General features: G+C 35.5%; 11 protein-coding genes and 3 tRNA genes. 2 read left to right on the forward strand and 12 right to left on the reverse strand.

What is annotated here, in order from left to right; all coding sequences use genetic code 11:
• Window positions 1-3: 3 nt before the first annotated feature.
• Window positions 4-1,434 (reverse strand): pyruvate kinase, encoded by a 1,431-nt coding sequence (gene pyk / locus HXK94_002885; GenBank protein QTI96187.1) that lies wholly within the window; start codon window positions 1,432-1,434, stop codon window positions 4-6.
• Window positions 1,435-1,546: 112 nt separating this feature from the next.
• Here pyk and HXK94_002890 point away from each other — a divergent pair.
• Window positions 1,547-1,621 (forward strand) — tRNA-Glu (locus HXK94_002890).
• 90 nt (window positions 1,622-1,711) lie between these two features.
• Here HXK94_002890 and HXK94_002895 read toward each other — a convergent pair.
• From HXK94_002895 to HXK94_002930, 8 genes are all read right to left on the reverse strand, one after another.
• Window positions 1,712-2,569 carry a hypothetical protein gene (locus HXK94_002895; GenBank protein QTI96188.1) on the reverse strand — a complete coding sequence of 286 codons (858 nt, stop codon included), beginning with the start codon at window positions 2,567-2,569 and terminating at the stop codon, window positions 1,712-1,714.
• 124 nt (window positions 2,570-2,693) lie between these two features.
• Window positions 2,694-2,768, reverse strand: a tRNA-Gln gene (locus HXK94_002900).
• A gap of 42 nt (window positions 2,769-2,810) precedes the next feature.
• Complete coding sequence (locus HXK94_002905; GenBank protein QTI96189.1) at window positions 2,811-3,551, reverse strand: hypothetical protein; 741 nt, start codon at window positions 3,549-3,551, stop codon at window positions 2,811-2,813.
• Window positions 3,548-4,834 (reverse strand): DUF1727 domain-containing protein, encoded by a 1,287-nt coding sequence (locus tag HXK94_002910; GenBank protein QTI96190.1) that lies wholly within the window; start codon window positions 4,832-4,834, stop codon window positions 3,548-3,550. Before HXK94_002910 ends, HXK94_002905 begins: the two co-directional genes overlap by 4 nt.
• Window positions 4,834-5,220 (reverse strand): tRNA (adenosine(37)-N6)-threonylcarbamoyltransferase complex dimerization subunit type 1 TsaB, encoded by a 387-nt coding sequence (tsaB, locus tag HXK94_002915; GenBank protein ID QTI96191.1) that lies wholly within the window; start codon window positions 5,218-5,220, stop codon window positions 4,834-4,836. The genes HXK94_002910 and tsaB overlap by 1 nt, the downstream gene beginning before the upstream one ends.
• Window positions 5,217-5,645, reverse strand: a complete 429-nt coding sequence (gene tsaE / locus HXK94_002920) for a tRNA (adenosine(37)-N6)-threonylcarbamoyltransferase complex ATPase subunit type 1 TsaE (GenBank protein QTI96192.1) — start codon at window positions 5,643-5,645, stop codon at window positions 5,217-5,219. Before tsaE ends, tsaB begins: the two co-directional genes overlap by 4 nt.
• Before the next feature lie 22 nt (window positions 5,646-5,667).
• Window positions 5,668-6,834 (reverse strand): ComEC/Rec2 family competence protein, encoded by a 1,167-nt coding sequence (locus tag HXK94_002925; GenBank protein QTI96193.1) that lies wholly within the window; start codon window positions 6,832-6,834, stop codon window positions 5,668-5,670.
• A 280-nt stretch (window positions 6,835-7,114) separates the two neighbouring features.
• Window positions 7,115-8,371: a hypothetical protein gene (locus tag HXK94_002930; protein QTI96194.1), complete on the reverse strand. Its 1,257-nt coding sequence runs from the start codon at window positions 8,369-8,371 to the stop codon at window positions 7,115-7,117.
• 84 nt (window positions 8,372-8,455) lie between these two features.
• Here HXK94_002930 and HXK94_002935 point away from each other — a divergent pair, with 84 nt between their 5' ends.
• The gene (locus HXK94_002935; GenBank protein ID QTI96195.1) at window positions 8,456-9,751 is read left to right on the forward strand and encodes a hypothetical protein; all 1,296 of its coding nucleotides are present in this window, start codon (window positions 8,456-8,458) and stop codon (window positions 9,749-9,751) included.
• Window positions 9,752-9,880: 129 nt separating this feature from the next.
• Here the strand turns inward: HXK94_002935 and HXK94_002940 are convergent, their stop codons facing one another.
• The 3 genes from HXK94_002940 to HXK94_002950 form a co-directional block, all read right to left on the reverse strand.
• The gene (locus HXK94_002940) at window positions 9,881-10,360 is read right to left on the reverse strand and encodes a hypothetical protein (GenBank protein QTI96196.1); all 480 of its coding nucleotides are present in this window, start codon (window positions 10,358-10,360) and stop codon (window positions 9,881-9,883) included.
• Between the two features lie 140 nt (window positions 10,361-10,500).
• Window positions 10,501-10,587 (reverse strand) — tRNA-Leu (locus HXK94_002945).
• Window positions 10,588-10,611: 24 nt separating this feature from the next.
• On the reverse strand, window positions 10,612-12,459 hold the full coding sequence (locus HXK94_002950) for a hypothetical protein (protein QTI96197.1): 1,848 nt from the start codon (window positions 12,457-12,459) through the stop codon (window positions 10,612-10,614).
• Between the last annotated feature and the right edge of the window lie 3 nt (window positions 12,460-12,462).

Raw genomic sequence — 12,462 nt, forward strand, 5'->3', positions numbered from 1 at the left:
TTATTAAACTGTTCGAACACGGATGGTGTCTGTTCCACCAACCAAACCAGGTTGACGTCCAGAAACAATAACAACCGTAATATTTTCTTTTGAACCAAATGTTCCGTTAGCTTTAAGTTCTTTTGCTAGCTCAAGACCAGCAAATTCACCGTCTGGACGAATGAAGCTTCTAGTTGCATAATTTAAACCTAATTGTTGAGCAACACGGCTCGAACTTGTTACGGCATAAATTGGAAGTGCTGGGCGATTTGCGGCAACAGTTGCAGCAGTTTGGCCAGATTTAGTTTCAACAATCAAAGCATCAGCATCAATTTGTTCAGCAAGTTCAACAGCAGCAAGTGAGATAGCATTTAAAGCTTCGTCTTCACCACGCTCTACAATATCATCAATTGGAGAAACTGCTGCATGTTCTTGTGTATACATAATCACATCACGCATTGCTTTTACGGTTTCTTCTGGATATTTACCAGTTGCAGATTCGTCTGAAAGCATCACAACGTCTGCACCTTGGATCACCGCATTGGCAACATCTGATACTTCAGCGCGTGAAGGTTGTGGATTATCAACCATTGAACCCATAGTTTGAGTTGCGACAATTGAAATCTTACCATGCTTACGACAAAGCGCTACAGCTTTTCGTTGGATGATTGGCACAACTTCTGGAGCAACTTCGTAAGCCATATCACCACGAGCAATCATCACACCATCAGCGGCAAGAACAATTTTTTCAAGTTCTTCGTCTGATACAGCTTTTTTAGTTTCAATTTTTGCGATAACTTGAGCTTCACTATTGTGACTAACAAGAAGCTGGCGAACATTTTCAATATCTTCAGCAGTTTGCACAAAACTCATTGCTACATAATCGATATCTTGAGTTGCGCCAAATTCAAGGTCTCGCATATCCTTTTCAGTAATAACATCGCCACCAAAATCTGTATCTGGTAGGTTTAGACCTTTTCGGCTCATCAAAGTTCCTTTATTCAAAACTCGCAACTTGATTGCAGTATTTGAAGGAATGTCAATAACTTCTGTTCGAACCTTACCGTCAAAGATATAAACAGGTTCACCAATTTTAACTTTTTCAGCTAAGTTATATTGAACTGGTAAATTAGCTGATCCATCGTGCTGCTGAATCGCATAGTCAAGAACCAATTCATCACCTTCAACAACATCGAAACGATTATCTACGATATCTCCAAGACGAATCTTTGGACCTTGCAAATCTTGCAAAATAGCAACTTCACGACCAAGCTTTTCGCTAATTTCGCGAACTGCTTTAATTTTTGCAGCATGTTCCCCGTATGAACCGTGTGAAAAGTTCAATCGCGCACCATTAATTCCTGCATTAATAAGTTTTTCGATCATTTCAGGGCTGTCGCTTGCTGGGCCGATCGTAGCCAAAATCTTTGTTCGTTTGTAAACATTATTTTCCATACTTTTCTATTATAACACTTTTATTTTTATTAAAAAAGGGGTTGATTTATTTTTTATAATCTGCTAGAATAGTAATGAGTTGCTGCTTTATCACCCCAAAGCTCAGCTCGATGGTCTTATCGTCTAACGGTTAGGACACCAGGTTTTCATCCTGGCAATCCGGGTTCGATTCCCGGTAAGATCACCAAAAAGAAATTATTTAGAATCGCTTTTCTAAAGATTAGCGGTTCTTTTTTATGATATTATAAAAAACCATTCTTTTCGAATGGTTTATTGTTTAAGGTTTGTAGGTTTCCCCAGATTGAGGGTCTTCAATTTTCTCTAGAGCCCCTCTCACGAACAGCAAGTCATTTTCTCCAGAACAACCCTGAAGAGTAATCATCGGTTCTCCGATATGTGCTGAAAGATTGTCGTAATTAACATCTTTGTACACAATATTTTCTGAGTTTCCCTTCTCACCAAATGAAATTTTCGAAACCCTGAATGTATATTTCCAGCCCGTAGAGTTTTCTGTTATAAAAATCTCATCACCTTTTTTAAGTTTTAAATCTGAGATTTTATCAGTAACCACACCGCTTTCATTAGTCAAAAGCGGAGTAAACCAATCTTTAGAATGGCTTACAGAACCCTTTACATTATAGGTGTGACTAGCTATTACGAAATTCGAAACACCAAGTTCTTGATATGCTCGAACAGTAACAGCATTGAATAAACGATTATAATCACCGTTTGGCGAGCTTGTAGTTGAACCAATTCCATCGAATATTGGCATATTAATTCCCACCTTTGGTACTTCTAATGTGCCAAGAATATCCTCAGGATTAGTGGAATCTTTATCCCCACCATAGCTCACGTCATAAAAAATCTTCTCTTTACCGTCTTCTCGATAGGATAGTTTTTTTTGCAACGCCTCTTTTCTATTCCGCATTTCGCTAGCTATGCTATTTGCAATATCAATTTTCTTGGTTGATGTTTTAGCCACAATCGTGGTAGGAGTATCGTTCGTTCTTCGAAGAGTTTTAGCCCAATTAAAGAAACCAGCATAACTCAATGATAGAAGCAATAATCCTACAATAATAACAAACTTGATTCCTGCTAGAAATCTTTTCTTGATTTCTTTTTTCATTTGTTTCATATTCTATAACCTCCAAAAAGTTCTTTTCTCGATATTATCAAGAAACATACTCATATTATAGCATAAAATCTACATAAAGTCAAAAGCTACCCTTTTTAAGAGTAGCTTTTTATATAATTTCGTTTGGCTGGGATGGAGGGATTCGAACCCCCGAATGCCAGGACCAAAACCTGGTGCCTTACCACTTGGCGACATCCCAATACCAAACTATTTTAACAAATATTATTCAAAAAATCAAGTGCTATCGTGGACATTTTTTTGCAATTTCACGAGCATTGTTGGTTATTCTCTTGAGTACGTTAGCTTTTCGAATATTCCCGTACAGGATTTTTGGCATATCATAATCCCTATTCTTTAACGCTTGCTCAATTAAAAATAAAGATATTTCTGGATTTTTAGGTAGGAGCGAACCGTGAAGATATGTTCCAATAACATTTTTATAACAAGCACCCTCAAATTCGCCATCTGGCAAATTACCAGCGCCAATTTTCACTTCTGCTAAAGGCTTAACATGCTCTGAAAGATAAGTTTTTCCACTATGGTTTTCATAGCCGATAATTTCACCAAATTGATCAGAATTCTCAACAATATTCCCAATCATTCGTTGACTACCGCCAATTGTTTTAACACCCCTAAAAATACCGATGCCTTTTATTTTCTCGCCACTAGCCGTTTCGAAAGAATTCCCGAAGAGCTGATAAAGACCACAAACTACCAGCATTGGGATGCCGTTGCTTGCAAGCTTCCTTAACTTTGGAGCAATTTTTAATAAATCATCCTGAATCTGGCCTTGGCCTGAATCTTGGCCGCCACCACCGATAACGATATCTACATCTTCTGGAAAAACATCGCCTGGATTATATTCAATAATCTCAAAACTAATTCCGCGCAGTTCCATTTGTTTTTTTAGTGCTAGAATATTCCCGTAATCACCGTAAATATTCATATCTTTAGCATAAAGCCATAATACTTTTAGATTCATAAGATTTTCTCCATTTCTGCCATTTTCGAAAGTTCTTTTCGAATCTCAAGCATCGCAGTATAGGTTGCATAAATTCTTTTATTCTTGCTCTTGTCTGCAACAAATTTTTTAACCGCTTCGTGAATATCAGTATCGATATTTTCCTCTTCAAATGGAACCGCATCATGGAATAAACGAATAGCCATATCATAAGCACGCGAACCCGTTATTTCCTGAACACCGGCATCTTTCAAGACCGAAAAATCAACATCCCAAAGCCAACTCATATCACGGCCATCAGCATAATTATCATTTATCGCAATCATTGTACTATAATTTTCAGGGTTGAAGTTCTTCAAGTTGATTCGAAAACCAGCTGGATTTTTTACCAGCATAATCTCGATCGTCTTACCCTTAATTTTAATTTTTTCACCACGACCAAACGCTGGCAAAATTTTTCCAGCAGCAGAAATAATCTTCGTCTTATTAATCTTTTTATTTTCGGATTTCAAAATTTCATCAACTAAAGCAACAGCAGCCGTAAGGTTTAAAATATTATGAATTCCGCTAATTTTAAGATTAAATCGTTTTACTTTTCCACCCCAAACAATATCGGCAGAATCCTCAGAGAAACCCTTCAATAAAACATCTGCAGAAATCTTTTGGTGAGCCTTTTTAATATTCTCACTATGCATTTCGTCATCATTGGGGAAAAATTCAGCTAATTTTTGATCAAACCCAAATTTAACAACGTTCGAAAAATCTTTCGAAAACGCCTTCTTACCTAAAAGCGTATCATTTGCGTTTAAAACTACACTTTTAGTAGTATTTTCACCAATTTTCTTAAGAAGCTCTGCTGTGTAATCAATTTCACCAAACCGATCAAGTTGATCACGCATTACATTTAGCAACAATGAATAACGAGGTTTAACTAACTTAACAAAATGTGTCGCATGCGCTTCATCGAGCTCCAAAACAGCAATGTCCGCATTTAATTTACCCGTCCAGCTCGACTCTGAAAGAAGCGCAGCTCCAACACCGCGAACAAAATTCGAACCAGTCTTATTCGAAAAAACTTTCATTCCTTGGCTTTCGAGCAACTCAACAACCATTTTAGTTGTGGTAGTTTTTCCATTTGTTCCACTGACAACCACGACTCCGTGTTTCAAATTGCCCAGCATATTACCAATGAAATTTGGATTTATTTTTTCAACCACAAGGCCCGGTAGCGCAGACCCGCCCCCGCGTAATCTTGATACAAACTGAATAATTTTTCCAACTATTATCGAAATTCTATCTTTCATTATTTCCTCGGTTTCGTTATATTTGCATCTCTACCATAAAAAGGTAGTGCAATTTTATCGTTTTCATTATTTTTTAATTTTTCAAAAGCTTTTTGTCGCCAATCATCATTTTCATCTTCTTTTTTTATAGCAACAATCGGAATGTTTAGCCCATCTGCTAGAGTATTTGCGACTGAAGCACCAATCCTTAAACCGGTAAAGCTCCCCGGCCCAGCAAAAAAGCCAATTCCTTCCAAATCTTTATAGTCTTTTCCGATATTTTTGAGACTATCCTCTAAAAATTTTAGAATATCTCTCGACATATTTCTATTTAGCTCTTTTTCGAAACTATTTTCACCGAGCCAAATTCGGCAATTTCCCGTTGAAGTATCTAAAAATAAAATCATCTAACTTCCCTAACTTTAACCAATCGTTTATCCTCACTTACACTTTCGAAAATCAATTTCAAATGTTTTTCTGGTAAGATATCAGCCAGATCCCCAGCCCATTCTACTACTGTAATATTTTGTGGATCGCTTAAATTTTCAGCTAGCTCCATTTTCATAATTCCATAATCGTTCAACCTATAAAAATCGTAGTGCGAAAGCGTTAAATTATCTCCTTCATAAACCCTCGAAATAGTAAAAGTTGGGCTCTGTACCGTTTCAAGGACCCCTAGGCCAAGAGCAAGACCTTTTGTAAATGTAGTTTTTCCAGCACCTACATCACCAATAAGCTCTAAAACTGAACCACCCTCAAGATTCGAACCAATTTCTTTTCCAAATTCTATCATCTCTTCGGTAGAATTTATTTCTCTTTCGAAATTTTTCACAAAACTATTATACCACATAAATTCATTCGCTTAAAGTGTTTTCAATATTACGCCTTCTATCTTTGCAGCAAACTATAGAAAGAAATGTAACTGCAACTATTAAGCAAACGTAAAAAATAACTAGCCCAGAAAAATCCATTTTAAACTCAATTTGTGCGCCTTTGATTTTCGAAAACCAGTCTATAATAAAGATCGAATATTTCAAAATTAAATCCGAAATAAACCCGAAGAATTGGGCGAGGGGTGAAAATAAAGAAGAAACTCCCGTTAAGAATACAAAAAGCATTGCAATTGGCACGAACGGCAAAACTAACATATTCGCGATTATTGATACTATACTTACTGCGCCAAAATTAAAAATTATCAGAGGTAGAGTTACTATTTGGGCGCTAAAGGTTTCGAAAAATAGCTTAAGTGCAGCATTTAGCTTTTGTGAATTTTCGAAAAAATATTCTTGCAAAAGTGGCGACACGATCAGCACTCCAAAAAACGATGCAAAAGATAGCTGCCACCCCAAGTTTAATAAGTTCGCAGGACTAATTATTACTGTTATTGCAGCAACTAAAATAATCAAAAAATAAGAATGAGTTCTTCGTCCAAAATACCACAAAAGTAAACCAATAGCTGAAACTATTCCCGCACGTGTCATTGAAGGAGTAAATCCAACAATTAATACAAACCCAAAAACCAATAGTAACGCTAAAAATAAAGCAATTTTTCGCGAAAATCGATTAAGCACCTTTTGTGCGGCCGAGGCAAGCACGGTTAAATTATATCCACTCGCAACAACAATATGCGTGAGGGCCGTAATTGTTAAAGCCTTAGTAAGTTGTTCGGGGAGCGAATTTTTCTGTCCCAAAAGATAGCCAAGACCTAAATCTACTTCTGGAGAAGGAATAAACTTTCGAATCCCATCCGCAAAAGAATCTCGCAAATCTCGAACCAGATCACTTTGAGGTATAATCTTAACCAGCTTTCCCCGCTTAAGCGAAATTGAGAAATCTCCAAAACCTTTCGAAATTTTACCTTTCACTAAAATCTTGTCGCTTCTTCGCAACTTCTTTTGCGTTTTTATGTTTACAAAAATCTTTCCTCTTGATTTTTTATTTGAGATTTCTTCTACTTCACCACGCAGACTAACTTCATCATTGCTTTTACTATCAGGATCTTCTAAAATTCTTATATACACCGTCTTCTCAAAACCAATATTTTTCGAAATTTTATGATTTTCAAAATTATAAATTGAACCTCGCCAAAACGAAATTAGAATTCCCGAGCATAAAATAAAAACAATACAAATTCGACGAGCATAAATCCATGAAAATACTAAAAGAATTAAAGATAAAACCAGCCAAACACTACTTTTAAAGAATGTTATATCCGAAAGAATCGCAATAACTGCACCGAATATTATAGCCGCAAAAAATACAAAATTTAAGTAAAATCGATGAATCGGTTTGATATCTCTGCTACTCCTTAAATTGGCGTTTTTTATTTCGATAAACTCGGTAATTTACAAAAATCATCGGTAGAACTAAGATTCCCGAAATAAATACTATTATTCGTAATGCAGTTTCGCCGGTTGGATCAACGCTGCTTGTATTTGCAAATATCCAAAAAAGCAACAAGACGCCCAAAACTGATGCTAGGTCCACTCCTGCTCCATAGATACACAGATATTGTGTTCGCATCCCAGATTCATCAGCCTCCCCATAGAGACCTTTTGAGTTAGCCATATCGAAACCGCTTGAAGATATACCGCCTAATATCTCAGAAAATCCAATAAAAGTCGGGTTTGAGCCAAGAAAAACTCTTAAAGAATGGACCATCCCCATCAATAAAGAGCTAATCTTTAAAAGCCCACCTTCCTTATTTCTATCTATAATTTTTCCATAAGTAAATGCCGCTACAAACGCAGAAATCGAAGCGATTGAGGCCAGGATTCCAGCTGAACCATAGGTGTTTACTCCTTTTAGAATAAAAACCGACGCAAGAAAACTCCAGGTAGTAGTTGAAAGTGCAGCCATTCCAGTACTAAGGCAAATAATACTTAAGTGTTTATAATTTCGCCAAGGGAAGCCTCGAAAACTCACTTTTTGATTTACCTTAATCGGCTCTCTGGTTACCAGCAATGGAATAATTGTTAATACTAAAATCACCGAAGAAACAATAAATAGTTTGTCTAGACCAAAAAAAATCGCAAAAAAAGCACCCGCAGCCGGAGTGATACCACTCACCAACTGCTCTAGGATGTTAGCAATTCCAAGCTGACCACCCACTTTTTTAGCATTCTTAACTTTCGAAAAATTTACATGATAAGAGACTCCAGATATAGCACCTGATAAACCTCTAAAAACAGCTCCGATTAAGGCAATTATTAGGCCGAATTCTTTATTGAAGCCTCCTATTGAAGCCATTAAGATTAAAACTGGAATGTATAAAATATTCCCCAGCAACATCCCATGCTTTGGCCCATTTTTTGAAATGTACAAGAAAGACACCATTGAACCAACAAACTTTGCAGTAAAATACACGAGTAGATAAGCTAAAACCGCCCGAATAGAATAACCCAAGTTGTAAAGATAAATTAAATTAAAGGCACTCGTCAATTTAATCGCAAAAAGTCGCATATTTTTCGAAAGATATAAAACAGCGACTTCATCAAAAGAGATATTTCGCCAATAGCTTCGAATTTTCAAGATTGGTCTTAACGTTTTTTTAAGCATAAGCTATTATATTTTAACATATTTTAAGTATTTTAAAAAGCTTAAGACCTTTATTTTAAGGCTTGAAAGTGATAAAATTAAGTTATGAATATTTATTTTTCTGGAATTGGTGGCGTTGGAATTGGCGCCCTTGCAAGTATTGCTCACAGTGCTGGGTATAAGGTTTTTGGTAGTGATCAAAATTCAAGTTTAATGACCGAAGAACTTCTAAAAAAAGACGTCGAGATTGAAATCGGTAAGCAAGATGGCAGCTTTTTAAAAAGTAAGTTTATTAATGATAGCGTAGATTGGTTTGTATACACTGCAGCTCTACCTAAAGACCACCCAGAACTTAAGACTGCTCAAGAATTAGGAATTAAAATTACAAAGCGAGACGAGCTTTTGAATGAAATTATAACTTCCAAAAACCTTAAGCTTATTGCAATTTCAGGAACTCATGGAAAAACTACCACAACAGGAATGGCAATTTGGGCCTTTAAACAGCTAAATATTCCCGTTAGCTGGTCAATTGGTACAACTATTTCTTTTGGTGAAAGTGGCTTTTTTGACCCAAAGAGTGAATACTTTATTTATGAAGCAGATGAATTTGATCGGAATTTTCTTCATTTTACACCGGCGGTTAGTTTGATAACATCAATCGATCATGATCATACCGATATCTACAAAACTGAGCAGGATTATTTTGATGCTTTTACAGAATTTGGTGCTCAGAGCGATTTTATCATTTCTTGGAAAGACCAACATCCAGAAATTTTCGAAAAGTTCAACAATAAAGTAATTCTATCTAAACCTGAAGAAAAACTAAAAATTCCTGGCCTTCATAATCGCAAGAATGCAAGTCTTGTTCTTGAAACCATCGATTATCTTGTCGAAGCTCAAGATCTACAAGCTCCAGAAGATTTTTATGAAAAAACTATAGCCGCATTGAATAACTTTCCAGGAACAAATCGCCGTTTCGAAAAAATAACCGAAAATATTTATTCAGATTACGGACATCACCCAAAAGAAATTCAAGCAACGCTTCAATTAGCAAACGAGGTAGCAAAAAATAACGGTTTTTCTGGAATTTCTCTGATCTATCAGCCCCATCAAAACGTTCGCCAAGTTGAGGTGCAAGATGAATATACGCCAGAAATTTTCAAGTACGCAGATGAAATTATTTGGTTGCCAACATATTTAAGCCGTGAAAATCCTAATTTTGAGATTCTCTCACCTGAATTTCTATCTAGAAAAGTATATGAAAAAACAATCGTTATGGATCTTGCAAAAAATGATTCACAATTATTAGAAAAAATCAATGAACTTAAAGATGAAAATCGACTAATTCTAGCTATGAGCGCCGGCTCTCTTGATGGCTGGATTCGAAAAAGATTAAAATAAAATTACATTCCCGCAAAAAGCGGGTTTATTTTTTAATAAAAATAAAAGCGGTAGAACCGCTTAAGTATCAAACTGGTGCTAAAAATCAAGATTTTTTAGAATATTCTCAACCCTTTTCCTGATATCGCCCTAAACTATTGATGGGCTGCCCGAAAGCTTGTTGGCAACTATTTTCACAGATTTCTCTAAGGTTAAAGCGAGATTATTAAACAAACAAAGTGAGTAAATGTTTAAATATAAATCTGAAGAATAGTCAAAGAGTGAAATTAATTCATGCCATGCTTCCCTTATCAATCCCGAAACATCATCGTATTTGAATTCATTTCTGGAAGATATTTGAACAATTTCAATAGATAAATCAAGAACTCTTTTTGCGCAAAAATTTAAACGCGTTACTTCATTGATGATTAGAGATTCATTTTTTATAAAATTAATTTTTAAGCTTTCTACACCCATACTATGCATGTAAAGATCGGGATCAAGATTAAGCTCATTCATGATTTCTGAAAGTTTTTTAAATGCACCTAGCCATTCATCAACAGTATGTCTCTCGGACGCAAAAATAATTTTGTCTAAATAATTTATTGTAAAATCTTCGTTTCTAATCATTATTTTTCCTCTCACTTTATATAATATCATAAAATAGACTAAAGCGGTATAAACTAAGTTAACTTTCTGCCTCTACTCCGAGTTTTGCTCAACAATAAAAAAACGCGCTGGCGCGCGAATATTTTTCAAAAAGTCTGGTATGGTGCGCACGAGAAGACTTGAACTTCCACGAGCCGAAGCTCACTAGCCCCTCAAGCTAGCGCGTCTACCAATTCCGCCACGCGCGCAAAACCAGTCTTATTATATCAAAATTAAGGAGTCTTGTAAAGAGTTTCCTTTTTAGCAGACCAATAGATTACATCCGAATATCTATCAGTATCTGTTACAAATTTATTTTCAGCTGAATAAGGCTGAACTGACTTTCTAAATACATAACTAACTTTTGTTTGACCGAGGCCAATTGCAGCAGAACTGTTAATCCAGCGTCGAGTAAACTTTGTTAGCTGTGTCTTCTTGTCATCGAAAGTTCGTGCAGTACGAGCATTCAACAATAAATCATCCGAGATAGCGTCACTATAGTTTGAAAAATTTAAGCCCTTTTGACTAGCTTGCGAAGAATGCCAAAAAGGATAAATATCGGAGTCTGCACCCATGTCAATCTCATAAATTAAAATTCCATAATTTCTTGGTTGAAGAATCGTTTGAACAAAAGTGCCAAGCTTATCGTCTTTATCAATAATCGTACTATTCACATCAAAACCAAGCTTTTTCAACTGAGACGCGATTTCTTCTGCAGATTTTTTATAATTATAAACACTCGTCGTCGCAATATTAATAGTTGCCTTTTGACCATCTTTTTCACGAATACCTTTTGAATTTTTCATCCAGCCAGTTTCATCCAACATTTTCTCAGCTTGTGAAAAATTATATTCAGGAACGGAAAGCCAATTGGTATTTATAAACTTATTTAATGTCGGGTAATCCAAATTATTGATATATTCCATCTTACTATGAATTTTATTCATATCTAAACCAGTCTGGATCGCTTTTCGAACCTTTGCATCCTTTAAAATTGGATCTGAGTTATTCAAAAAAGCATAAATTCCACGATTAACACTAGTTTCATATGACTTCAACCCTACTTGTTCAGAACTACTAAAATCGTTAATTTTAACATTAGGTGAAGCTACAATTTCACCAGAAACTAGCGCTTTCTTTAGTTTGGCTTCATCTTGAAAAGCAACAATATCAAAATTATCAATATATGGTTCACCCTTATAGTAATTTTTATTTTTTACTAATGAAACTGTAGTTTTATTAGTATTGCTATTAGTTTGCACTCCTTTAAAATTAAAGGGGCCTGAAGTTACTGGATTATTAGAGAACGAACTCTCACGAATTTTATCTGTAGAAACATCTTTTAAAACATGTTCAGGAAGAATTGAAAAATTGAAACCATATAAAACTGATGATGAATTTGAAGGAACTTTAAATTTAACCTCATAATCACCTGATTTTGAAGCCTCTACATTTTTCCAAACTTTATATGCAGATGGGTTTAAATTTTGGTCTTTTAATTTTTTTATAGTAAAAATAACATCGTCTGCAGTAATTTTTTGTCCATCAGACCAAGTAGCATTTTTACGCATTTTTATAGTGAAATTGCGATAATTATCACTAGTTTCAACACTTTCCGCCAAATCTCCTTTCAGCGAGCCATCACTATCTATACTATACAATCTAGAAAAAGCAAGCCGCTCGAAAGATTTTTCTGCATCAGTTGTAGCAAAAATTGGATTTAAAGTTTTAATTTCACTCAAAAACCCTTCCGAATACGTCCCACCCCTAAAAAAAACCTCTTCAGAAAAATTACGATCACTCAACCATCTAAATAAACCAATTGACGAAATCAATAGAGCCATCACACAAATCCAAACAACAATTAGTTTTCGAACGTTTGAGAGGTTTTCGAAGCGTCCAAAGAATAGCTTCTTGGTATGCGAAATAACAGCTTTCTCAGCAATATCAGCCTTCTCTAAAAAAGACAGTTTTTTACTATCTATAGCCTGAATTGAACGAACTTTCGAAACTTTGCCTCTATTTTTTTGAGACATATTAGAAACTCGCTTAACTTTTTTTGGGTTTTTTTTAAAATCCATAAA

It is taken from the genome of Candidatus Nanogingivalaceae bacterium, assembly GCA_015257795.3.
Taxonomy (GTDB): domain Bacteria; phylum Patescibacteriota; class Saccharimonadia; order Saccharimonadales; family Saccharimonadaceae; genus Nanogingivalis.